This is a genomic window from Ramlibacter tataouinensis, from assembly GCF_001580455.1.
In the GTDB taxonomy this organism is placed as follows: domain Bacteria; phylum Pseudomonadota; class Gammaproteobacteria; order Burkholderiales; family Burkholderiaceae_C; genus Ramlibacter; species Ramlibacter tataouinensis_B.
Genome location: NZ_CP010951.1, coordinates 2,750,578 through 2,773,957 on the forward strand (window position 1 = coordinate 2,750,578; position 23,380 = coordinate 2,773,957).

Sequence of the window (23,380 nt, forward strand, 5' to 3'; positions counted from 1 at the left end):
CGCGAAAAAGGGGGCTGCGGAGCTTGGTCAGTTGCCTGATGCAATCAACTACTGAGCGTCGAACTCGGTTAGTCCTGCGATTTCCCTTACGACAAACTGCGCTGCCGATTCATACCTCTACGCCGAGATAGATCCTCCAGCGCCCGTCCATGCAGCCCACCGATAGTGGGCCAGCGGCAGTTGTTCCGCACTCCATCGATGCCTTGATCAGGGTCGATCGGACCACGACCTGCTTGCGTGCCAAACAGACGTCACGCTTTCGCGAAACGTCCCCCCAGCGACGCTTGCCGGGCACATTTCGTTGTGCGCCTGCTACATAGGCCGCTCCGTCGAAGCGTCGCTGACTCCAGAGCAGACCCGAGCCTGCGTGCAGGCAGCCTCAAATCTGATGCAAGCAGCCTAAACCCTTAGTTGTCGCGTCGACTACTCTGATGAGGCAGCTTGGAAATCTAACTAAACCACCTTCGGAGACGAATCAGCATGCACAAAAGAGCTCGCATTGCCCTGGCTTGTGCCATGGTCCTTGGCTCAAGCGACGGCGTGTTCGCACAGACTCAAACCCCCGTGCCAGCCCAACCCGCGCCGGCAGACCAGGCGGGTTCGTCACCGACCAGCGCAGGCGCCCAGACGCCCAAAGCTCCGGTCTCACTGGGAACGGTCGAAGTCACAGCTAGCAAGCGCAAGGAAAGGCTGCAGGACACGCCTCAGGCAATCTCAGTCCTGGGTGGCGAACAGATCGAGCGACTTGGGATCGAAAAGTTCACGGACTACATGTCGCTAGTTCCCAATCTGACGCAGGCGGCCGGTGCATCGCCTGGTTTTGGCACTGTCATCATGCGCGGCCTGTATACGGGCCCTCAGCAGCTGACGAATACGTCCGCCACCTATGTGGGCGATTCGCCCTTTTCAGCCAGCGGATCGCTATCCGTCGGCGCCCTGCTGACTCCCGACCCGGACCTCGTCGATGTTGCTCGAATTGAAGTCTTGAAGGGCCCGCAGGGCACGTTGTGGGGTGCTTCCAGCCTCGGCGGCATGATCCGAATCATTCCGCGTGAGCCCGATCTGACTGGTGTCTCGGGTAGCGTCCGCGTGAGCGGGAGTAAGGTTCAAGATGGCGGAACCGGCTATGGAGTTCGAGCGAGTCTGAATCTGCCGGCAAGTGATTCCCTGGGATTTCTAGTTTCCGCCTTCAATCGAAAGGACGCGGGTGCATCAAGGAACGTCAAGACGGGACACGACGATCTGGGGTGGTCTGAGGGACAAGGGGGAAGCCTGTCCGCGCTTGGGCAGATCTCACGTGACTGGAAGGTCAACTTCCGGGTTCTCAATCAGCAGCTTAAGTCGCTGGGAGGCACCGGACAGGACAATGTCCAAGGAACAGACAGGCCACTATTCGGCGAGCGGACAGTTTCCGCGGCTACTGACGGCCCCAACAAGGTTAACTACGGGCTGGTGGAACTGGGAACCGAGTATGTGTCGCCCTACGGTACATTGAATGCCACGTTCAGCCAAGCGGAAAACCGCGGGCAACTTCAGGCGGACTACACAAACCCGTATGGGCCCTTCGTTGCAGCCTTCTTGCCTCCCGGCTTCAGCATCATCGGCGACTTGGACATCAACCTGAAGAAAAAGCAGACGGGGGAAGTGCGCTTTGCGACGAATCGGTTCGGTGGCTTTGAAGGCCTACTCGGCGCTTTTTACACCGACGAGCGGACAGATTATTTGACGAAGCTCACGTCCTTTTTGTCCAACGGCGCCGTGGCTCCCGCGCCCATCGGAAATTTTCTGACGAGCGACACGCAATCCACCTACAAGGAAGGTGCTGTGTTCGCCAACGGCACTTACTATTTCACCGACGCCGTGGACATCGGCGCAGGCCTGCGCTATGCGACCAACAAGCAAAATGCAACCTTGAGTTCGACAGGTCTCATCGGGCGCAACACGCCTCCGAACTTCGTTGACTTCGAAGATAGCTCGACCACTTACCAGGTGACGGCGCGCTGGCGGCCGAATTCTGACCTGACGACGTTCGCACGTTATGCAACCGGCTACCGTCCTGGCGGGCCCCAAACCAACCCCAACCCGCCCACTGGGACTCCAACCACTTTTAAAGCCGATACGGTCGGAAACTTTGAGCTGGGAGTCAAAGGGCTGGCCCTCGATCGACGGCTGAGGTTCGATGCCAGCGTCTACCACATCGACTGGAAAGACGTTCAACTAAACGGTCTCTTCAATGGCCTTTTGCTCGTAGCTAACGCCGGGCGCGCCAAAGTGGACGGCGCCGAAGCACAACTCATGTACCAACCTTCGGCCGCGATGCAATTGGGCGCGAATCTGGGTTACAACAACGCCCGTCTCACTGAAGTGGGCACTTCTACAGCGGCATTCCTGGGCGCTGCACCTGGAGATCGGCTCCCAGGTTCACCCAAGCTGACTGCTGCCCTATTTGCTGATTGGTATTTCCCGGTTGGCAACGACATGCGGGCTTCGCTCGGAGCGACATTGCGCTACCAGGGCGACAAGGTGTCCTCGTACTCGAATAGCGTACTGAACCCGTCGTTCAAGATGCCGGCTTATGCGTTGCTTGACTTGCGAGCGGGACTGGAGTGGAGCCGCTACTCCTTGCGCCTGCACCTCGACAACGCGACGGACAAGTTGGGCTATACGAGCTACACCACCAATAAGGTTGCGGCCGCACAGACCTCCCTCCCGTCCAACGCAACGGTGACAACGCCGCGAACGGTTTCCTTGGTGTTCGGCGCGGACTTCTAAACGGCAACATGATTTCGAACGAACCCGTTCACTTTGAGGCTACGCACACCTTGTACAGCAGCGGGCGTCGCTGGGTAATGTTGGGCGTGCTGTTCTTGGTGGCAACCTGCAGTTACCTCGACCGACACATCATCGCGGTGCTGCTGGAACCGATCAAGCATGAGTTCCAAGTGAGCGACACCTTGCTTGGACTCCTGACCGGGTTCGCATTTGCCATTTTCTATGCGACGCTGGGAATCCCGGTGGCCCAATGGGCCGACCGGGGAAACCGGCGCACGGTGGTGACCGTGGCGCTCACTGTCTGGAGTGTGTTCACGGCATTGAGCGGGATGAGCGTCAGTTTTCTGCAGTTGGCTCTGGCGCGCATCGGAGTCGGTGCGGGGGAGGCCGGGGCCATACCGCCGTCGCAGTCACTCATCGCTGACTACTTCCCGAAAGAAAAGCGCGGCCTCGCGCTGGCCGTCCTGACCTCGTCGGCCACGGTTGGATATCTCGTCGCATTCATGGGAGGTGCTATCCTTGCTGCGACACATGGATGGCGTGTCGCATTGATTGTCGTGGGACTGCCTGGATTGGTGTTGGCCGTAGTCGCCCACTTCGTCTTGGATGAACCACGCAAGCGGAAGGCGGTTCAAGTCCGCGCTGAACCGCAGGAGTACAAGGAAGCATTCAGAGAGCTGTTGCGGAAGCGCAGCGTTGTCTGGGTTCTGGTCGGCGTTGCTTGCTACGGCATCGTCGCCTATGGAGCGGCGATATTTATGCCGTCCTTCATCGTGCGTTCCCTTGGAGCCTCCTTGCAAGACGTCGGCTTGGTGTATGGTGCCTTGTCGGCCGTGGGGGCGCTGTCGGGAACGCTGGCTGGTGGATGGCTGGCGGACCGGCTGGGCAAGCGAGACCTGCGCTGGTATGCCTGGTTGCCGGCTGCAGCCTGTGCGTTCGCATTGCCGTTCCAGGTGGCGTCTCTGCTCCTCCACTCATTCAGTGCGTTTTTGATTCTGGGGTGGATCGGTGGAATTGCACTCGGGCTTGGAGTGCCTTCGATGTACACGGCGCTTCATGCCGTCTGTGGTTCCAGCAGGAGATCGTTGGCCGTGGCTGTTTTTGGTTTCGTCCTCAGCCTAGTGGGCTCGGGCCTCGGGCCCCTCGTTACGGGAGCCTTGTCGGATGCCCTGACGCCGAACTTCGGCGTAGAGTCGCTGCGATATGCAATGGTGTTCAGCACGTGCTTTCTCGCTCCCGCAGCCTGGGCCCTGTATCGTTGCGGTCGGGCGATGCCACGAGACCTGGAAGCTTGACCCTGCCTATTTCTTCTAGGCATCAAATGTAGAAGCCAACGGCGTGAGCCGAGGCGGCGGGTGAGTTCGATAGCTAAAAGTCAGGCTGGGCGACCGGGTCTCTTCCATGCCCGTCTCGGGCCGTCATCCTGAGAGTCGGTCACCATTGCTCAGGCGGCCTTCGCTCAACCGCATTTGAGCATTGCGTTATCCGCTGTACTTCGCACCTGGTGTGGCGTCATGTCGCTGGGCGACCCCTTTGCGGCGACGCACCCGCGACGAGCTGCGGACGTCGCCGTGTCGTGATAGCGCGCATCGTTGTCCCTGACTTCCCAATATCCATCACGCCTCACCCTGATGGTGAACTTCAATAGGGCTTTGGAAGGGATGTGAGGGACTTGTGGATCAACGCAAGCCCCATCCCGTTGGGATCTTTCAAAAAAATCGGCCGCAGCGCGGCCGAAAAGGTCTTAGAGAACCGCGAGTCCCACGGACCCAAAGGTGAGGTCCGGGCTCGGCCCCATGTTAGATGGAATCGGCGAAGCCAGATTTCGGGGAAAGCATCAAAAACTTATGGAAATGCACGCACCGTGGGCGCGGCTTCCTCGCGGGCATACAGCGTTGTCGACCGTACAAGTGGAACACATTTATGCCCCATCTCTTTTTTCAACATCGGGCGCCCCTGCCTTTTTTGGCCGCACCCATCAACCTTTAGGCCATTGTTTACTCGCCATAGGATAGGAAGCCGCGATCGGCTCAGGCCAACTACGATTGACAAGCGCAATCGAGCAACAGACGAAATTCTATGATCGCACGCCAATTCCTGAATTCACCACTCGCAGAGGATTGCGCTCTAAAACTATTGGAGCGAAGCATTCAATTCGGCCACAGCCAACTCGCAGTGGTTCGTCTTTCGTCAGCTGTCAATGCAGGAGCGCAACCTTCTGCCGATCAATGGCAGTACTGCCGATCGGCGGCGCACACAAGCAGAGATCCGAAGTTGCGCGCAATCTTTTTCGAAGCGGAACACATCGCGCAGTGCCGCGAAGCGAGACCACAAAGGACACAGTGACATGTTCTTGGGCGAAGCGACAGCCCCCTCGTCCAGCAATCACGACATACGCATGAATACGAAACCTACGCACAGTGTGCCTACCTCATTGTTCGGCTTGCCTGGGGAGGACCCCCATGAGTTGATCCTGTTTGGTTCGGACTCGGATGGTGGATTGCGGTCCATCGTGGCCATACACAATACGAGCCGGGGACCAGCCTTTGGAGGATGCCGAATGTGGCGATATGCCTCCGACCTTGCGGCGCTAACCGATGCGCTTCGCCTCTCGCAGGGGATGACGTTTAAGAACGCTCTGGCCGACCTTCCATTCGGTGGCGGCAAGGCTGTGATCATTGCTCCAGAAGGAGCGTCGATCGACCGCAGTCAACTATTTCACGCGTTCGGTGATCTCGTGAATTCAGCAGGCGGACGATACATCACCGCAGAAGATGTTGGAACGACGACCGCGGACATGCGCATGGTTGCATCGCGCTCTAAGTTTGTAAGTGGACTTCCCCGCCAGGGGAAATTTGGTGGGGATCCATCACCCAAGACCGCATGGGGAGTGTTTCTTGCGATCGAACAAGGTCTGCGGTTGCACCTAAAGAAATCGCTTAAGGGATCGACCGTCGCAGTGCAAGGCCTTGGATCTGTTGGACTGGCACTTTGCGAGTATCTGTCGGACAGCGGGGCACAACTCATCGTTGCCGACGTAGACGAACTACGCGTCGCAAAAGCGATTGGTCGATTTGGCGCCCGACGCGTAAGTCCGGAAGAAATTCTCGAAGTGAGTGCAGATGTGCTGGCTCCCTGTGCGCTAGGCGGCGTCCTCAATTCAACTTCGGTGCCAAAGATCCGTGCCTCAATCGTGGCCGGCGCTGCGAACAATCAGCTCTCGCGGCCAGAGGACGGCGTCATGCTACGTGACAGAGGGGTCCTCTACTTGCCGGATTTCCTCATCAACGCTGGTGGAATTGTCAGCGTGGCTCGCGAATACCTCGGGACAGGGAGTGAGTCGGAAGTGATGAGTGAAGTGGCACTGATCGCTGGCCGAGTGGCTGAGTTGCTTGAACGCTGTCAGTCAGGCGGCTCACCCGCGGAAGTTGCCGAAACGTGGGCACGCCAAAAGATCGGGCTGGGATCTAGCTGGTCTCGCGAGGTACCTTAGCGACAAGTATTGCGAAGGCGTGAAACTCAACCAGACTCTGTCTATGTCGAGAGCCGAGCCTAAGAATTCGTGTCTGGTTCCAAAGCCGAAAAACGTGCGAAGGACTAACGTTGGACATCCGGTGTTTTGACCGTTTGATGTCGATCGATTGCAAGAGGTATCTCACAGTGACAAAGTTCTTTCGTGCGGCGGCTTGCGCTGCCCTGCTTTCAGTTTCTTTCGGACACGCATTGGCTCAGTCCACGATACCGGAGCCATCGACTGGCATTGGAAACGGATCAGTTGCGACGTCCCAGATTCAAGGCGAAGCAGCATCGGTTGTTCCCATGTCGCAAGGATCGGCGACGAAGGGCATCGGCGCGTCCACTGACGCGTTGAGCAACCCCTATGGCATGGAAGCCCTGTGGAAGGGGTCCGACAACATCGCGCGCGCCGTGCTGGTGCTCCTGGCCATCATGAGCGCCGGCAGCTGGTACATCCTGATCACCAAGCTGCTCGAGCAGTCGAAGATGAACCGCCACGCACGAACGGTGGACCTAAAGTTCTGGGACCAGCCGTCTGTTCGCACGGCCGCCGGTGCGCTCGAGAAGAACAGTGCCTATCGCTTTATCGCTGAAGCCGGTGCAGCGGCAACCACCGACCATGGCGGCCTGAAGAGCCACATCCCCATGGCCGACTGGATCCCCATGAGCATCACCGCGGCCGTGGACCGCGTGCATGCCACCACGCAAGGCGGCCTGGCCTTCCTGGCCACCGTGGGTTCCACCTCGCCCTTCGTCGGCCTGTTCGGCACGGTGTGGGGTATCTACCACGCGCTCACGGCCATCGGCATCTCCGGCCAGGCCTCGATCGACAAGGTCGCCGGCCCGGTGGGCGAGGCGCTGATCATGACGGCCATCGGCCTGGCGGTCGCGATTCCCGCGGTGCTGGCCTATAACTGGCTGGCTCGCCGCAACAAGGCGGTGATGGACGAAGTGCGTGAATTCGCCGACGAGCTCAACGCTGTCATCGTGGGCTCGGCCGGCAAAGCCGCCTGAAGCTCGCACAGCGATCGGAGACTGAGCCATGGCAATGGCTGTCGGACCGGCGTCGGACGACGACGTCATCTCCACCATCAACACGACGCCCCTGGTGGACGTGATGCTGGTGCTGCTGATCATCTTCCTGATCACCATTCCGGTGGTCACCACCTCGATTCCCGTCACGCTCCCCAAGGAGCGCGTCGAGGTGCGTGAGACCAAGCCCGAGAACATCATCATTTCGGTGGACACCAGCGGCAGCATCTACTGGTACGACGCCAAGATGCCCAATACCGATGCGCTCGTGGCCAAGCTGAAGAACGTCTCGAAGATGACGCCGCAGCCCGAAGTGCACATCCGCGGTGACCTGTCCTCGCGCTACGAAGGCGTGGGCAAGATCCTGCTGGCCTGCCAGCGCGCTGGCATCACCAAGGTGGCCTTCATCACCGAACCGCCGCCATTGGGCGGCTGAGCCCAACACGGGCGCAAGACATTCCAAGGAAGACGCATATGGGCCTGAACTCCAGGCGCTTCGGCCACGGGGACCCCGAGGTCATGATGGACATCAACACCACGCCGCTCATCGACGTGATGCTGGTGCTCCTGGTGATGCTGATCATCACCATTCCGATCCAGCTGCACGCGGTCAATCTGGAGATGCCGGTGGGTACGCCGCCCGCCAGCAACGTCAAGCCGGAAATGGTGCAGATCGACATCGACGAGAACAGCACGGTTTACTGGCAGGGCCTGCCGGTGTCGGCGGCTGAACTCGAAGAGAAGATGAACGTGGTGAGCACGATGAACCCGCAGCCGGAAGTGCATGTCCGGCCGAACAAGAGCTGCAGCTATGCGGTGTTCGCCAACGTGCTGTCCTCGTCCAAACGCAAGGGGCTCAACAAGATGGCCGTCATAGGCCATGAGCAGTTCCTGCTATGAGAACGCGCCATCCCGAGCTGGAACGTTCCGGCGGAGTCCATCCCATGCACTATCACCTGCCCACTTTCGTACCCGCCGAACGCGCAAATCCCTTGCCGCGGGACGCGGTCCAGCTAGAGCTGGAGAGCGAGCTGCGCGGATTGATCATGGCCGCTCGTATGCACGGCTTCCGAATTGCTATCGAAGGCCCGGACATGAGCTATTCCGCCACTGACGTCAGCCTGACGCACCAGTCTCAGTTCAAGGAGGCGCCGCAGTGAGCACGGCATTCGCGCCACATCCCGCCTACCGCGGCGGCCGGATGCTCCCTCGCATGCTCGGCGTAGCGCTGGTAGCGGGCGTTCATGCACTCGTGTTGTGGGGGTTGATCACCGGCACTGCGCGCGATGCGCTGAAGATTCTCAAGAAGCCAATGGAAGCGGCGGTGATCCAGGAAGTGATCATCCCGCCGCCGCCGCCGCCGCCTCCGCCTCCACCTCCACCAAAGGAAATCGTCAAGCCGGTCACGCCGAAGGTCGAGGCGCCGCCGCCGCCGTTCGTGCCGCCACCGGAAGTGACGCCGCCGTCCACCGCGCCAGCGATTGCCGCGGTGCAGACGCCGCCACCGGAGCCGCCCGTTATCGCACCGCCACCGCCGCCCGCCGCCCCGGTGGGCCGGCAGGAAATGGGCGTGGCCTGCCCGAGGCAGATCAAGCCCGAGATGCCGCAACAAGCGATCAAGCAAGGGGTTGAGGGCCAGGTGAGGGCTCAGGCCACCATCCGTGGCGGCAAGGTGGTAGAGGTGGAAATCCTGTCCGGACCGCGCGTCTATCACAACGCGGTGCGTACCGCCATGATGCAGTACGGCTGCGTAAACAGCGGCGCCGGGGACATCATCGCAACTCAGGAATTCGCTTTCAGAATTGAATGAGGATCAAGGCCTGGGATCGTCCGGAGTCCGCTCGCAGGCCGGGGCCTCTGCAAGTACGCCCCGCGCCGCGCGGCCGCCGCCAACGAGCGCTCTGGCCGAGGACGCCAGGAACATTGTTGCGGATGCGGCCGAAGTCGGGGGATGGCACATGCCGCAGCAGCTGTCGCCCGACGAATCGCGGGCCGCACTGCGTGATGCTGCCTTGGCTCGTCAGTGGGTCAGTCCACCGACCGCACCGAACAGTTCGAGGCCTCCTGAATCAACCGTGCGAGGTTCCCACCGAGAATCTTCTGAAGATCTTCATCCGCATACCCCCAGCCTTGAAGTACCGCGACGATCTCGGTCAGCTGCTCTGGCGCGACAAAGCGCATCCCACTCATATAGCCCATCCCTGATGGAAAAATGTGCGGCTTCTTTGACACCAACTCATCGAGCTCACTCATGTCGAAGATGTAGTCGAGAGCGATGCAGGCATGTTCGGGACCGACAATCTGCACGACATGATCAACATGCCGCGCGTACGCGTCACTTGAGCTGTCGTTCCGCCCCAGAAAGATCCCCACTCCGTTCAAACCGACAACGCCGCCAGTCCTAGCACAGGCGCGAATCATGGCGTCTGGAATGTTGCGAGGATGCGCCTGGAGGGCCGCGCAATTGCTATGGGAGAAGATCACTGGACGTGTCGCCAGGTTCAATACGTCGCACGCCGTCCGATGTCCCGTGTGGCTGATGCAGACCAACATACCTACACGCTCCATTTCAGCAACGACTTGGCGACCGAACGGCGTCAAGCCAGTGTCTTCGTCCTGGCATCCGCCGCCTACCAGGTTGTTCGTGTTGTACACCAGTGACATCCAGCGGACACCGAGTTCGCGATAGAGCTCGATCAAGCTGATCTGATTGGCAATAGCGTTCGCGCCTTCAATGTCAAATGCGACACCAAGACGGTCGGTCTGTCGTGCGTACTCAACGTCGTGAGCTTCATCCAAAACGACGTATTCGTCAGCATGTTGACTGAACCACAGCCGTAGAGCAGCGAGCATGCGAACATGCTCTTCGACCCCTTGCTCGCCGAAACCGACGTTGATCGTCACGGCGTCAAATCCAGCGGCTTTGTGCCGCTGCAGCTGGGGAAAGAAACTGGTTTCCTGAGGACGCAAAGGCAGACAGGTATGGTTATCCCACACCAGCGAGCCTTCGATGAGAGCTCGAGCGCGATCCAAACAGTTGCCTTGAGGCACTTGAGTCATGACGTCATTTTCGGTTGATGGCCTTCGTGGCGCGCGCACGCGCCGCTGACGCGAACTCGCGCATCACCTGCTTTGTCTGCTCCGAGAGTGAACCTCTTGGTCAGTACAGGGTTGCAGCGTGAAGCGTCCTGGGCCCCATGTGGCGACTATCGAGTGGGCATCTCAACATCGACCTTCGCAATTCGCTGGGCCAAGCCCCACGTTTCACTCATGACTTCGAGTGCAGCCGGATCCCCGATCAGTTTGGGCGGGGTGGCGGTCGACGGGCGGCCCTCACGTTGTGCCATGGTGCCCTCGAGCATTGCCCAGTAGCCACTTTCGAAGGTGACGGAAGGTGGCGATGCTGGTTCCTCGAGGGTGAAGTAGACGCAGTCGCGCACAGAAAGAATCAACTGCCACCAATGCACCGCCCCAGTATCCTCGTCAACAAGGCGATAGGCGATCAAGAGGTCCTTGGGTAACCTCGCGCAGGACGCGCGTAGCTCTTCAGACGCGGCAAGTTGCGTGTTCATGATGTCGACGTGCTCGGGCGACATGAAGAGTGGCTTCGATGTTGTCATAGGGCTTGGTCCTTGGAACCGTGAGACGCAGAGAGTTCGAGCGAGCTCCGAGGAGACTCCTCCCACTGCTGCCGATGAACGATCAAGGCGTCGGCAAAGGCGCGCCAAGTGTCCTCGGGAAATCCGACGTCCATCCTGCGGACGAAGGTGTCGAAGAAATCCCCCACCAGACGGCATTGGAGGTCAATCGCGCGCTCCCCTGGGTCATAGGTTTGTCCAGGGGTCGAAGCCAAGACCGGCCAATCCGTGACGTCCCCGTGGTTCGACCGCAGGAATGTCGTGCGATACACTGGGTGGAGGGGCGCGATTCGGTCCGCTCGTGCAAAGGCATACTCGGTCGCCGACATCGCCTCCGTCGTTGCTGGAGGCACGTTGAATCCGACCGCAGTCAGAGCGAAGTGGGCATCCTCACCAATGCAGAGCATCGGTACACCGAGTTCGCGCCCGATCGGTTCAGACGTGAAGACTCCTCCATCCAGATTGACGCACGCTCGGGCTCGCGCGTCTTGCAGCGCCGACAAAGCCGATATGTGAGCGCCGTACGACATGCCAAAGTAGCCCACCTCGGATTTCAGCTTTCCGGCCAACTCGTCCACTTCGCCATTCAGGAGGCGATCGACCACCAAGACTTGGTCCTCCGTCCACGTGGAAGCCAGCCGGCCGATCCAAACACTACGCAACTCCGCGGCGACCCTGTGCCCCAACTCGAGCCGCTCTTGGAAGACAGGACCGTGCATGCTGCGCGTCATGTCCGCAAGGAGTTCGTTGAGCTTTGGTGTATCGCCCACAATCCGAGGACTCATTCGGACTAGCCGCCCGTCGGCGGCTACATAGCTGCCGCTCTCATGTGGCCTGGCAATGCTGACGATGACGTAGCCGTGGCTCGCCAGATACTCCATCAAGCGAGTGTTTTGCTCGCGATAGAGGCCGCCTCCATGGCAAAACACCAGAAGTGGCCACGGTCCTGGCGCACAAGGTGCGTTCGCGTAGGAAGCTGTCTCGATCGCCCCGATGGCGACTTGGTGGTCGTGTGGGACCTGGAGCAGATTGAAGAACGAATGAACACCGTCGGCAACCTCCTCAGGACGCAAGTAGGTGCGGCGCAGGAATCCTTCGGTGGGCGCAGCCGGATACCACGCGGTGACGGTGAGGCGCCTTCCGATGTGAGGCGGATCGGCATACGGCGACGCGCGAGACGAATCATCGAGGTCGAAGTCAAGGACTCCAACGGGATGATCCCCTTTGGGGTGAGGCCAGGGGAGCTTCGAATTCATGGCTACCAGCAAGCGGTGGCGCGCTGTAAGCGACGCTCGTGGTCGTCCGGTGCCTCGCGCAGCAATTCGAATCCCGTTGGTTGGCCGGCCATCAGACCCAACAATGGAAGCTCTTCGCGAACGAACTGCCAATACGAGTCGCCAAGCCTTGAGAGTGATGTCGAGTGACTCATGGAGATAGCTTACTTGACGGGAAGAGAGGGAATTTTGTGCACACCTACTGAAACTTAGGCTCGTGCAATTAGGAAAGATGCTCCTAAAAATGGCATCGCAATTCCCAAAGTTTTGGCCCTCTCATCGGTATCGGACGGATGGACAATGCGCCAACCCTTTAACTTCCGACTGAGCCACTGAAATGACACTGGACGATTGGCCGATCCCCTCCGGTCCTCACGCCGTGGGCGTCACAGAGTTCGATCTCCGCGATGACGGACGCGCAACCATGTACGCGGTTCCTCCTCACGTGGGTCGCACCCTGACAGTGACTTGCTGGTACCCCGCTGCATCGGCGGGACAGCAACGTCGGAAGCCCTATTTGAAGCGCGAAGAACTCAAAGGCATGAGCGACTTCTTCGATCTCTTCAAGATCCCTTCAGAACAGCAGGTGCGGCTTTCCGAGATTCTGACGGCCGGCAGAGTGGACGCGCCAGTCGCTGCAGGGGACTTTCCCCTGCTGGTCTTTTGCCACGGAGGAGGACTGTATCGCGAGCAGAGCACGGTACTCATGGAGCACTTGGCCAGCCTTGGGTTCGTCGTCGCGAGCGTTGCGCATCCGCACGAAGCGGGAAGCTACGTAACGGCGGAGGGTGAGTTCGTGACGTCAAATCCGACACTCCTGGCCGACTTGCAGCAAGCACAAGCTGCGTTGACTGCCAATACCGCTTGGTGCACTTCGGAAAGCTTGGCTGAACGCCTTGAATCGCTGGGCCGGCTGATTCGCCCATTGAGAAGCTCATGGCTTGGTAAGCTTGCGAACGTATGGGCCGATGACATGGTCTTCACCGCGGATCAGATCCTTGAAGGAAGCGTCGGTCTCCTTGCGAAATCGCTAAAGCCTGACGTCGGCTACTTCGGCATGTCCTATGGGGCTCACGCGGCAGCGCTGGCAACCATGAAGGACGTCCGGACCCGAGCGTTTGTGAACTTGGACGGAGGCCTGTTTACGGCGGAGCCGCTTCGTCGGGTGCTGGGTGTTCCGGTGCTCTGCCTGACGGAAGACATGAGCACAAGCTTAGCCATGACGGCGATGATGGGAAGACAGTTGCCGTCGCCGACCGAGGAGTCGCTTGGGATGCTGCATGCCTGCTACACGCACGACGACGGCACACCCGACAAGCGAGTTCATCATGTGTCCATCAGAGGTGCTGCACACGGCGACTTCTCCGACTTGCCGCTCCTCTTCGGTTCGATCCCTGGTTTCGTGTGCTTCCCTGGTGGAATCCGCGTGCTGGAAATTCAGAAGGGCATGGTTGGCGCATTCTTTAGCCGGTTCATGAGCGGTAGAGACGAGGACTTTCAGACGCTCGCGCGTGCCCGGTTTCCTGATGAAGTGGTGATTCACGACGCAAGGCGGACGATTTAGGCGGAACGCAGCGGATTATCGGCGCGTGACAGGCTGGCGGGCTTCGCGACCAAAAAACCGTCAATTCAGTGAATTGACGGCGCGCGGCCGGTTGCTACCAGTTTCACTGCAGCGTTCAGAAGTTTCTATGAGGTATCGCCGAAATCTGCTTCGTCCTCACAGCTGATGCACTGAGCGCCGGTGAATCGGTCGGCGGACATCCTAAAAGGTCCGGCATGCGCGACTAAGGCAGTCGCCCCGTCGACCGCTCTAATGGCTTCTCCGGTATTTGAGACCCAATTTTCCTGAGGAGCTACAGTGGAATCGACGTTCTTTGAAGCGGTCACGCTTAGCGGCCGCATTCGCGTGGAAGCATGCGGGCCTACGCATGCACCCGCGCTCTTGATTGCAGTGATAGGCACATCTCGTGGATTCGGCCCAGGACCCAGCCTGGCGTACCGCGAGGCATTGGGGCAGAAGTACCGCTTGGTCTTCTGGGACTATCCTCCGGGCCCCTTCGGCGGTGAACGCGCTGGCGATGCTCCTCCAATGACCCCGTCGCGCGTAGTTGACGATTACATCGCCGTTGCCGATATCGCTGGCATCCAGAAGTTCGCGTACTTCGGATACTCATTCGGAGGCAACTCGGGTCTTCAGCTCGCAATGCGTCATCCGGACCGCCTCACTGCCTTGGCTATTGGCGGATGGCCTGCCATGGAGGGAGGTTTTGGTGCCATGCTTGCCGGATCCCGCGGGCTGTACGAAAGCAGCGTGGACTCCGAGAAGTATCCGGAGTTCGCTGCAGCGCTGCCAACGGATCCAGTACAGCGCCAGCGTATCGTGAACCAGTATCTCAATTTCGTTGAGTATTATGAGGTGCTCCAAGACTTCGATGACGCTGCGCAACGGAGCCTGGCGATGTCCCTCAAGATGCCACGCTTGAACTTCGCCGATGCATTGGATGTTGTAGGCACCTTGGGGCCTGGCGCGGAGATCGGACCGAGGCTGATTCGCAACGAAGCGGAGCTCAGGTCCATGGGCTGGGCAACTCGCGTATTGCATGTCGCGAAGGACTCTGCGACTGCTCACTTTGTGGCAATGGACGCCGGCGTTGTTGCTCCCCTGCTTGACGAGTTCCTCACGCAAGTACTCTGACGTTCCTTGGCGGGACGTTGCCGTCGCCGCCGATTTCCAAGCTCAAAGCACAAGGGCCCCGAGTTGCCTCGAGGCCCTTGTGTTTGAGTCTTGAGCGACTACATGTCCCACCGCAGGGACGCGGTGAATGTCCGCGGCCGCTGCAGGTAGTAGTCGGTGTAGGGAACCCCAGGCACGCCACCAAAGAGACCAACAATCCCGCGCTCGTTGAAAACGTTTGCCAAGTTGAGCCCGAGTGTCCAATTGTCTCGGACGAAACGAATGCCTACGTCAAGGGTCCCGTAGCCGGGGGCGCTGCGGATTCCGTCGATGTCCATGGTGCGAGACCCGACATAGGAGTGCGTCGCGAAGGCTGTGGCTCTGGACTCCCACGGGCCGTCAAAGGAGTAGTTAGCTGATAGCACGGACTGGAAATGAGGCGTCCCGGGAAGTCTGGATCCGGTGGGAACGATCGCTCCTGGCACGGCACCGCTGGGGAAGTCCGCTGCGGTTTTCGCGTCAGTGTATGCGACCGCCGCGTTGAGGCGAAGCGATCCGGTTGCACGGTAGTCCAGAGCGACTTCGAGGCCCTTGTTGGTGGCCTTGCCCACGTTCGCAACGATCGACAGCGGAATCGGTCCACTGGTATCGAACGAGTTCACCTGGGCGTCCGACCAGTCCATGTAGAAGGCGGTGACGTCGAGCAGGAGATTCTTGGCAGGGGCTAGTCGCACCCCAGTTTCGTAGTTCTTCAGACTGTCCGAGTTGAATGGCTTGAACGTCCCGACGGGGTTAACTCCACCGAACCGATAACCCTCGCTATAGAGTGCGTACCACAGGTTGTCACCGAAACGGTACTTGATCGTCGCCTTCGGTGTGGTGCCGGACTCGGAAGTGCTCCCAGTTGCAGCACTGGGCATACCGAGAAGCGTCAGAGAGAGATCGCTCGCAACGGTCGTGCGATACCATCGTGCACCAAGACCGGCGCTCCAACCGTTGCCGAATGAGTACTCACCATCGGCAAAAAGAGCCTTCTCGGACGTTTCTGCTGATCCGTTGGTCACCCCGATGGTGTCGTTCGGAATAAGGATGGTACCCAGGGCACCCCACAAGGCGGTTCCTCCCGGAGCCAAGATCGAACCGTCGGCGCGGTACTCGGTCCGCTGATAGAACGCGCCTGCGACGAATGAGAGTGGTCCTGGCTGGTTGGAACTGACCCTGAACTCCTCAGAGCCTGCCCTGTAGGTCGTGATGGTGGGCGCGACGACGACGGGGAGACGCGGCAAGCCAAAGCCCGTACCCAGATCCTGGTAGATGCGCGTCGAGTCGTAGTGGAGATCGCCTTCCTTTCGCCAAAAGCCGGTGATGGAGGTGAGCATCACCGGGCCAAGGTCGTAGTCGGCCTGCAGGTTGCCAAAGTCTAGCCGCGACTTGAGCGTTGTAGCAGTCGGAGTGCTGATCTCCAGCTTGGTCGGGTCCGGCGACACTGCAGACGTATCGCCGGTCTTGACCTCTTGCGTGAGGAGCATGCCCGTAATCGACAGATCCCGAGTCGGCTTTACTGTTACCCCAACACGGCCACCGCGCTGGCGCAGCTCGTTCGCGTCCGTTTTTCCGGTTCCAAGGTTGTCCACATAGCCGCCGTCTTTCCGGTCGAATACAACGAAGCGAGCCGCCGCGGAACTGTCCCCCAGGGGCGTGTTCAGCATCGCGAATGCCGAGTAGCCGGCGCTGCCTCCAGAAACCTGGGTCCCGTTGACCAGCACAGATGCTTCCATCGCCTTCAGGTTCGGCTTGGCAACGAGATATCGAACGGCTCCACCAAGAGAGGAGGATCCGTAGAGAGCGCCCTGCGGGCCCCTGAGCACCTCGATGCGATCCAGGTCAAAAGGATAGAGATCAAGGACCGACGACGAACCGTACGGGTCAGTGAGGGGAACGTCTTCGAGGTAGAAGCCGGTCGTTCCCTGGACCACGCCCCCACAGATGGCGCAGTTGGACGTGCCAATTCCGCGAATGGTCACGCTGGAGGTGGTGGGCTCACCTTTCGTAAACTGAACGCCCGGAGTCAGCTTGAAGACATCCTCCTGATCCTTCGAGCCTCGATTCTCAAGATCGGCGCCATCGACCGTGGAAACCGATCCCGCGACTTCCCGCTGGAGCTGAGGACGTTTGTTGGTAGTCACCGTGACCGCGTCCAGGGCCACGCTGGAGGGTGCGGGCGAAGCTTGCTGTGCAAAGGCCTGATGACCGACGCACATGGTCAGTATGGCGAGGCACGTGGCCCTGGGCTGCACTCGAATCCTCTCGACTTGTCTCCGAACGGACTGTAGTTTCTTCGTCATTGTCTTCTCCGCCACTTTGGGCGCGGGGGGTCAAAGATCAGGAGCGGGCACCTGATTCGGGAGCTGGACGGAAGCCGTCTGGAGTCAATTAAACGAGGGCAGGGCTGATGGGATTTAGTGAAAAGAGGCTTACTTATTAGTCATTGCGAAGCTTCTTCCTTCGGCCGGCACCGCATGCAACATCAATCCGATTTCCGCGCTGACCGTCTGCCCAACGGTCCCTCGCCTTGTACCTGCGCTGCAACGCGGCGGATACCCCGAAGCTTCAGACCTCGCCGCGCCCGGCGAAGGCCGCAAGGTTCGTCTCGGCACGTACGGCGCCCCGGCTGCGGTGCCGTGCAAGTCTGGATCGCCCTCGTGTCGAAGGCCGACATGCATAGGGGTACACGCATCAGTGGAACAACATGCCTTCGCTGCAACGTCTGTGCATGGCAAGCGTCGATAGCGAAGACGAAGCCGTCGCGGCGCGCAATGAAGGGTGGCGTACTTCCGGGTGCGTCGCCTGACGAACCGAAGATGCCGCGCGAGATCAGTTGCCCGGCGTCTGCGGAAGCAGCTTCGGCACGATTCAACAGTGAGGCACTTGAGTCATGACTTCATTCGATTGTTGATCTTCGTGGTGCGGGCACGCGCAGCTGACGCGAGCTCGCGCATCACCTGCTCAGTCCGCTCCCAGCCGATGCAGGCATCTGTGATAGACACGCCGGGCAGCAGCGGCACGCCCGGCTTCAAGTCCTGGCGGCCTTCATGCAAATGGCTTTCGATCATCACGCCCAGGATGCGCCAGTCGCCGCGCTCGACTTGCTCGGCGATCGACGTCGCCACATCCACCTGCTTGCGGTAATCCTTTCGAGAATTGGCGTGCGAGCAGTCGACCATCAGGCGTTCTTGCACACCGGACCTCGTAAGAACCGCACATGCCGCGTCGATATCGGCGGGCCCGTAGTTCGGGCCGCGCGTGCCGCCACGCAGGATCACGTGGCTGTCCTCGTTGCCGGCGGTTTCGAAGATCGCGACCTGGCCCATCTTTGTCATGCCCATGAACGCGTGAGGCGATCGACAGGCCGTGAGCGCATCAGCCGCCACCTGCACACTTCCGTCGGTTCCGTTCTTAAAACCAATCGAGCAGCTCAGGCCCGATGCGAGCTGGCGATGGCTCGGGCTTTCCGTCGTGCGGGCTCCAATCGCGCCCCAGCACACGAGATCCGCGATGTACTGCGGACTGAGCAGGTCGAGGAACTCAGTTCCCGCCGGTAGCCCGAGGTGCGCGATCTCCAGCAGCAACTCTCGCGCACAGCGCAGGCCCTCGTTAATTCGGAAGCTACCGTCCAGGCGCGGATCATTGATGTAGCCCTTCCAGCCGACCGTGGTGCGTGGCTTCTCGAAATACACACGCATGACGATCAGCAGGTCGTCGCGCAGAGTGTCCGAGAGCTCCTTCAGTTGTCGGGCATATTCCAGCGTCTGGTCACGATCGTGGATCGAGCACGGACCCACGATTACGAGTAAGCGCGGGTCCCGACCGTGCACAACTCCGGCAACTTCACGTCGCATCTCCTCGATAAAGACCTGCAGTCGAGCGTCTGCCGGCAGCTCATGTTGCAGTAGCGCCGCGGAGATTAGCGGCCGAACCTCGCGAATACGAACGTCGTCCACCTGCGTGGTATGCGGAAGCATCTTGTTCGGCGCCTGGAAAGGCGCTGCGCATTCGTCGCTCATGGCTCGCTTTCGCTTGCCATCAGTTGGCGGTTAGTGGGCATCAGTACTTAGGTTCGGGAGCGGTTGGTGCAGCAGATGTTCAACGAAATAGTCCCACAGCCGTCGCTTGAAGTACGGTTCGGCGGCAAACCCATGCGCTCTGTTGGGCAAATAGAGCAGATCGAATCGGCGATCTGCTTTGACCAAAGCATCGATCAAATGCGCGGTCCCGGCTACCGGGGCGTTTTCATCAAGATCGCCGTACGCCAGCAGTAGCTTTCCAGAGAGCCGCCTCGCCAGCAATGTGTTGTCCATCTGACGATAGTTCTCAGGCACGGATTGAGGACTTGGGCGCTGTTGGCTGCCATCGGAATAGACTGGGATAGGTAGGTAGGTTCCTAGGGACGCATACGTAGTCTGAACGCTGTGAATGCCGGCCGAGGAAACGCCAACCTTGTACACATCGGGATATCGGAGCATGGCGCGTACCGTGACATAGCCACCAAAGGAGTGTCCGTAGATCCCGATCCGCGACCCGTCCAGGAACTTGTGGGTCTCTACAAGTTGCTTGACAACAGCGACATGGTCGTCAATCTCGGCATCCGCGAAGTTCGAACGGAACGCTTCGTTATGAAATGCCTTTGAGCGAAGCGGGGTGCCGCGGCCGTCCACGACAAAGACGGCGAACCCGAGAGCTCTGATCGAGCTCGGGTGCGATGACGTCAAGGTGCTGCCAGAACCTTGAAAGAAGTTCTGCGGGGCGACGGTCGTCTGTGGGCCGCCGTAGATCGCATCGATCAAGGGAATCGATCCCGCGGGCGCATTCTCAGAACCTTCCGGAAGGTAGAGTGATCCATACAGACTCGTCTTACCGTCGGCGGCCTTCGCCACGAATGGAACAGGCGGCCGCCAACCGGTCGAAAGCAACGCCGTTGCATCTGCGCGTTCGAGGGTGGCGATGACGTGTCCATCTTCCGTGGAACGCAGTGTGGTTACCGGGGGTTGCGACAATGTCGAAGCGGTATCGATAAACACGCGCCCATCGGGCGAAATCAGCGGCTTCTGAGTCGGCAATCCGAGCAGGCGCACCACGAGCGGATGTGGCGGCCCATCGAATTCGTGGTCTGCGGATTCCGGAGTCAGGTCGCGCAGGTCCGTGCCGTCGAAGTTGACCCGGAACAGACGGCGCCAGTACGGGTTCGCCGCGTCATGTCCCACAGCAGTGAAGAACAAGCGGTTTCGTCCCTCGTCGACGTGGATGATGTCCTTGACCAGCCAGTCACCTCGTGTCACGACGCTCAGCAGCGCGCCGTCTGAGATCCTGTAGCGATATAGATGCCCAAAGCCGCTGCGCTCGGAGTACCAGAGTACCTCGCGGCCCCCGCGAATCACTCGAATGTTGGATGCGGCATAGAGCTGCGAGTTGACATTGACGAAGCCATCAGGACGCTCCGAATGGATTTTGCGAACTGTGCCCGTGATGGCGTCAATTTCAGCAAGAACAAGCGTGCGCCCCGAATCAGATCGCGCCAGCGCAACGAAGTGCTGTTGCTCGTCGCTCGAAAACAGAACTTCGTCGACTGCTAGATCCGGATCGCTCAACGCCACGCGACTTCCCGATTTAGCGTTGACTATGATCGTTTCGGCAGTCGGCGGCTTGTCTCCAACTTGAGCTTGCCGAACTGGCCAAACCTTCGTGAGGAAGCTACCGTCTTGCGGGACGGGTTCAAAGTACCACGTGGGTTGGATGGTTCTTTCATCGGCACGTGTCGCTACTATGAATCCGTTGCCCGCCCACAGGACGCCGTATGGTGGAAACGGCAAGACGCCGTAGCGCTGCCGTGGAATTGACATCATCAGAATATCAGGAGAGTCGCCCCACGCGAACCCGTCGACGCCGTCACGCGTAAGCTGCCGTTCTGCACCGCTGCTTTCGTCACGGACCCAAAGGTTGTGCGTGCGTGTGAAGACTGCAGACCGGCCGTTGGGTGATAGCGAAACCGTAGGCTGCTTAGGGGGTACCGCATCGACCATGCATTTCGTTGATGGAAGTTCGCATATGACTTTTTTCTGGGCGTGCGTCAGGCTGATCCGTGACGGAAAATCGATCTCCTCGACCAGGAGTGATGTAGCTGACGCCTGGACACCGGTCGCAGCGGACACCGCGTGCGCGATCTGTCCGTGATCGAAAGCCAGCTGTCGTGTGCCGTCGGGATCAACTTGCACGTACTCGACCCCTTGGCTCGTGCGGCGCGAGTACCAGAATTTGCCACCATTTCCTGTCCAATGTGGTACCACGCGGCCATTCTGGACGAGCGCGCTGACTTGGGGGCTGGACAGTGCTGCCGCGCGCTCGTAGCGAACGGCCAGGTCGTCATTCGCTACTGCCAGCCCGGAGAGCATCACTGTCCCCGCGGCGATTGCCGTTGTTGTGCTTGAAGTCATCTAACGATTTGCCTTGATTCGACGAAGTTCAGCAGGCCCACAAGGGTGATCAGCTGAATGTTTTTCCTGTCACAGTGGCACCAAGTTACAGCGGACGTCCGCGGTTCGCTTAGGGCGTCGTCAAGGACATTTTGGTAAAAGCCTGCATCGTCGGAGGGCTACCGGAAAGGCAACTCCTGCCGCGCCATGGACACCTCCGACCTATGGAAGTTGGCAAGCGTTTTTCCCACGGCTTCACCCCCTCGCCGAATACAGCTTCGCTGTCGTCTTCGTGCCCGGAAGGCGCCATCAAAGCGAAGTGGGCGGACGAAGCGCCGAAAGGCCGGATCTAGGGGCCGATTTTCACTCGGAGCACGCACATGTGCTTGCAGCTGAATCAGATGAATCGGCGCCCTTTCAAGGAGCTCGCGCGCGCGTGAGAGACTAGCAGATCTGGCTATGCAAAGAGGGCGCGTCTTTCTGTTGATGGCGTCCGTAAGCTAATAAGAGCCGGCGCCGCTGTCTGCTTCCTGAAGTTCGTGCGTCTCAATGCAGCTCCAAGAAGGATCCTCGCATCTTTGACAATGCTTGTCGCTACTTACGCGGCGGCATGCGGACCGGGACGGCCGCGGCTCGCTGTGTCGCCAAGAACGCTGTCGATATGAGTTGCATGACGCTCACATCGCCGGTCATTTGAGGCTGTGGCTCGGGGAGAGGTTCACCGGCACGCTGGGCGGCCGTATTGGCCAGCATCGCCCAATAACCGGATTCGAACAGCAAATCTGCGTTGCCTTCGGGTTCGCCAAGCGCGAAATCAACCCCACCTTGCTGCTTGAACGACATCTGCCACCAGTGCACAGCGCCCGTGTCTTCGTTGACCAGTCGGAATGCCAGCAGCACGTCCCGTGGCAGTGCGGCACATGCATTCTTGACCTCATCAGACTTCGCCAAGCGATCGTTCATGATGCGGACGTGCTCCTCGGACATGAACAACGGCTGATCGGCCTCGCCGGGATTTGCCATCAAAGCACCTCTCTCAGGAATTCGCGCAAAAGCGGTGTCACCACCTTGGCTTCCATTGCGAGGGAATGGGCTGTTGCCGAATCGGTCGCGACATGCAAGACGCGTGTGGACCAACCCATGGCGTTCAAAGTAGCCTCATTGCGAATCAGCGTAGGGCCGACTTCACCTCCAGGTCCGAGACTTGCCACGATATCGAGCGCGTCGGCGAAGTTCAGGCGCGGCATCGTTAGTGATTTAGCTAGTTCTTCTTGCGCTGGCTTGTCGAGGTCTTGCAGCGAGTCGTAGTACTCAAAGAACGAGCGGTAAGACCCCACGATTCGCGCCCGCTGTTCTGGATCACTCGGCAGCATTGACGCGAAGTTTGGATATTTCTCCGGATCGACGCTGGTCTCGTACATGCCGCGGCAAGCCGTCAACATCGCTCCGAAATCAGCACCTATTGCCGGCCAGCCGCCGACTACTAAGGCGGTGAGCCGCTCCGGATGCCGCTTCGCGAGCTGGAGTCCGGAGTTGCCGCCGAATGAATAGCCAAAATAGGCGAACTTGCCGACCTTCGCTGCATCGGCTACCGCAAGGTAGTCTTCAACGACTCGCGCAGCAGTGAACGGCGGTGCGTTAGTTGCCGCCCGGCCAAACTGGCTCGGCGGATAGTCCCAAAATACCAGGCGATAGTGCTGTGCGAGCTCGGCGCGATAGGCGGCGTTACTTTCAACCACCAAACCCCGGGAAGTACCGACGACCGCGATCAACAGCGCGGGCGCATCGACCGGGCCGCAGGCCTCGACGGTGATGCGTCCGCTGTGGGTCGTCACTTCGGTGAACACAGAATCCAAGGCTGACTCCTCAATGCGGTCTCCCGCATCGGTTACGAAGAAAGAGCCGATTGGATGTGAACTTCGTCGGAAGTGCCTTAGTGAAGGGCGTGCGAGTTTTTAGGGCTTCGTCTGCCCAGTTTGCCCGGTGTGTGACGCTCCACTCTCA

18 protein-coding genes are annotated in these 23,380 nt (G+C 59.7%); 10 read left to right on the forward strand and 8 right to left on the reverse strand.

The annotated features are described in order from the left end of the window. Window positions 1-564: 564 nt before the first annotated feature. The 8 genes from UC35_RS23095 (at window position 565) to UC35_RS13160 (ending at window position 9,130) form a co-directional block, all read left to right on the forward strand. Complete coding sequence (locus tag UC35_RS23095) at window positions 565-2,772, forward strand: TonB-dependent receptor (protein WP_158513896.1); 2,208 nt, start codon at window positions 565-567, stop codon at window positions 2,770-2,772. A gap of 8 nt (window positions 2,773-2,780) precedes the next feature. Beyond that, a complete protein-coding gene (locus tag UC35_RS13135; RefSeq protein WP_082793125.1) occupies window positions 2,781-4,067 on the forward strand; it encodes a spinster family MFS transporter in 1,287 nt (428 codons plus the stop codon). Between the two features lie 1,103 nt (window positions 4,068-5,170). Beyond that, window positions 5,171-6,265, forward strand: coding sequence for a Glu/Leu/Phe/Val family dehydrogenase (locus UC35_RS23100; RefSeq protein ID WP_082793127.1), 1,095 nt, complete (start codon window positions 5,171-5,173; stop codon window positions 6,263-6,265). A gap of 326 nt (window positions 6,266-6,591) precedes the next feature. Continuing rightward, window positions 6,592-7,302, forward strand: a complete 711-nt coding sequence (locus UC35_RS13140; protein WP_321572369.1) for a MotA/TolQ/ExbB proton channel family protein — start codon at window positions 6,592-6,594, stop codon at window positions 7,300-7,302. 28 nt (window positions 7,303-7,330) lie between these two features. Then, window positions 7,331-7,756, forward strand: coding sequence for an ExbD/TolR family protein (locus tag UC35_RS13145; RefSeq protein WP_061500399.1), 426 nt, complete (start codon window positions 7,331-7,333; stop codon window positions 7,754-7,756). A 38-nt stretch (window positions 7,757-7,794) separates the two neighbouring features. Continuing rightward, the gene (locus UC35_RS13150; RefSeq protein ID WP_061500401.1) at window positions 7,795-8,220 is read left to right on the forward strand and encodes an ExbD/TolR family protein; all 426 of its coding nucleotides are present in this window, start codon (window positions 7,795-7,797) and stop codon (window positions 8,218-8,220) included. A gap of 44 nt (window positions 8,221-8,264) precedes the next feature. Then, the gene (locus UC35_RS13155; RefSeq protein WP_061500405.1) at window positions 8,265-8,480 is read left to right on the forward strand and encodes a hypothetical protein; all 216 of its coding nucleotides are present in this window, start codon (window positions 8,265-8,267) and stop codon (window positions 8,478-8,480) included. Beyond that, complete coding sequence (locus tag UC35_RS13160; protein ID WP_227820585.1) at window positions 8,477-9,130, forward strand: energy transducer TonB; 654 nt, start codon at window positions 8,477-8,479, stop codon at window positions 9,128-9,130. Before UC35_RS13155 ends, UC35_RS13160 begins: the two co-directional genes overlap by 4 nt. A 218-nt stretch (window positions 9,131-9,348) precedes the next feature. On the opposite strand, the gene UC35_RS13165 is transcribed toward UC35_RS13160, so the two are convergent. The 3 genes from UC35_RS13165 to UC35_RS13180 form a co-directional block, all read right to left on the reverse strand. Further along, window positions 9,349-10,380 carry a dipeptidase gene (locus UC35_RS13165; protein ID WP_082793128.1) on the reverse strand — a complete coding sequence of 344 codons (1,032 nt, stop codon included), beginning with the start codon at window positions 10,378-10,380 and terminating at the stop codon, window positions 9,349-9,351. 146 nt (window positions 10,381-10,526) lie between these two features. Next, complete coding sequence (locus UC35_RS13175; RefSeq protein ID WP_145979426.1) at window positions 10,527-10,940, reverse strand: hypothetical protein; 414 nt, start codon at window positions 10,938-10,940, stop codon at window positions 10,527-10,529. Then, the gene (locus UC35_RS13180; protein ID WP_145979427.1) at window positions 10,937-12,214 is read right to left on the reverse strand and encodes a hypothetical protein; all 1,278 of its coding nucleotides are present in this window, start codon (window positions 12,212-12,214) and stop codon (window positions 10,937-10,939) included. Before UC35_RS13180 ends, UC35_RS13175 begins: the two co-directional genes overlap by 4 nt. A 355-nt stretch (window positions 12,215-12,569) precedes the next feature. On the opposite strand from UC35_RS13180, the gene UC35_RS13185 reads away from it, so the two are divergent. Continuing rightward, window positions 12,570-13,796, forward strand: a complete 1,227-nt coding sequence (locus tag UC35_RS13185) for a hypothetical protein (protein ID WP_082793130.1) — start codon at window positions 12,570-12,572, stop codon at window positions 13,794-13,796. Window positions 13,797-14,093: 297 nt separating this feature from the next. Beyond that, the gene (locus UC35_RS13190; RefSeq protein ID WP_145979428.1) at window positions 14,094-14,930 is read left to right on the forward strand and encodes an alpha/beta fold hydrolase; all 837 of its coding nucleotides are present in this window, start codon (window positions 14,094-14,096) and stop codon (window positions 14,928-14,930) included. Window positions 14,931-15,028: 98 nt separating this feature from the next. Here the strand turns inward: UC35_RS13190 and UC35_RS13195 are convergent, their stop codons facing one another. From UC35_RS13195 to UC35_RS13215, 5 genes are all read right to left on the reverse strand, one after another. Further along, window positions 15,029-17,170 carry a TonB-dependent receptor gene (locus UC35_RS13195; RefSeq protein ID WP_158513897.1) on the reverse strand — a complete coding sequence of 714 codons (2,142 nt, stop codon included), beginning with the start codon at window positions 17,168-17,170 and terminating at the stop codon, window positions 15,029-15,031. A 672-nt stretch (window positions 17,171-17,842) separates the two neighbouring features. Next, a complete protein-coding gene (locus UC35_RS13200; RefSeq protein WP_061500423.1) occupies window positions 17,843-18,973 on the reverse strand; it encodes a 3-deoxy-7-phosphoheptulonate synthase in 1,131 nt (376 codons plus the stop codon). Between the two features lie 30 nt (window positions 18,974-19,003). Then, window positions 19,004-21,397, reverse strand: a complete 2,394-nt coding sequence (locus UC35_RS13205) for a S9 family peptidase (RefSeq protein ID WP_082793132.1) — start codon at window positions 21,395-21,397, stop codon at window positions 19,004-19,006. A gap of 573 nt (window positions 21,398-21,970) precedes the next feature. Continuing rightward, window positions 21,971-22,399 carry a hypothetical protein gene (locus tag UC35_RS13210; RefSeq protein ID WP_061500427.1) on the reverse strand — a complete coding sequence of 143 codons (429 nt, stop codon included), beginning with the start codon at window positions 22,397-22,399 and terminating at the stop codon, window positions 21,971-21,973. Continuing rightward, on the reverse strand, window positions 22,399-23,223 hold the full coding sequence (locus UC35_RS13215; protein ID WP_061500429.1) for an alpha/beta fold hydrolase: 825 nt from the start codon (window positions 23,221-23,223) through the stop codon (window positions 22,399-22,401). The genes UC35_RS13210 and UC35_RS13215 overlap by 1 nt, the downstream gene beginning before the upstream one ends. Between the last annotated feature and the right edge of the window lie 157 nt (window positions 23,224-23,380).

Excerpts from the sequence above, each read along its gene's own strand:
- UC35_RS13135 (WP_082793125.1), top strand. The coding sequence starts at position 2,781 with ATGATTTCGAACGAACCCGTTCACTTTGAGGCTACGCACACCTTGTAC.
- UC35_RS23100 (WP_082793127.1), top strand. The coding sequence starts at position 5,171 with ATGAATACGAAACCTACGCACAGTGTGCCTACCTCATTGTTCGGCTTG.
- UC35_RS13140 (WP_321572369.1), top strand. The coding sequence starts at position 6,592 with ATGTCGCAAGGATCGGCGACGAAGGGCATCGGCGCGTCCACTGACGCG.
- UC35_RS13145 (WP_061500399.1), top strand. The coding sequence starts at position 7,331 with ATGGCAATGGCTGTCGGACCGGCGTCGGACGACGACGTCATCTCCACC.
- UC35_RS13150 (WP_061500401.1), top strand. The coding sequence starts at position 7,795 with ATGGGCCTGAACTCCAGGCGCTTCGGCCACGGGGACCCCGAGGTCATG.
- UC35_RS13155 (WP_061500405.1), top strand. The coding sequence starts at position 8,265 with ATGCACTATCACCTGCCCACTTTCGTACCCGCCGAACGCGCAAATCCC.
- UC35_RS13165 (WP_082793128.1), bottom strand. The coding sequence starts at position 10,380 with ATGACTCAAGTGCCTCAAGGCAACTGTTTGGATCGCGCTCGAGCTCTC.
- UC35_RS13175 (WP_145979426.1), bottom strand. The coding sequence starts at position 10,940 with ATGACAACATCGAAGCCACTCTTCATGTCGCCCGAGCACGTCGACATC.
- UC35_RS13180 (WP_145979427.1), bottom strand. The coding sequence starts at position 12,214 with ATGAATTCGAAGCTCCCCTGGCCTCACCCCAAAGGGGATCATCCCGTT.
- UC35_RS13185 (WP_082793130.1), top strand. The coding sequence starts at position 12,570 with ATGACACTGGACGATTGGCCGATCCCCTCCGGTCCTCACGCCGTGGGC.
- UC35_RS13195 (WP_158513897.1), bottom strand. The coding sequence starts at position 17,170 with ATGTGCGTCGGTCATCAGGCCTTTGCACAGCAAGCTTCGCCCGCACCC.
- UC35_RS13200 (WP_061500423.1), bottom strand. The coding sequence starts at position 18,973 with ATGAGCGACGAATGCGCAGCGCCTTTCCAGGCGCCGAACAAGATGCTT.
- UC35_RS13205 (WP_082793132.1), bottom strand. The coding sequence starts at position 21,397 with ATGACTTCAAGCACAACAACGGCAATCGCCGCGGGGACAGTGATGCTC.
- UC35_RS13210 (WP_061500427.1), bottom strand. The coding sequence starts at position 22,399 with ATGGCAAATCCCGGCGAGGCCGATCAGCCGTTGTTCATGTCCGAGGAG.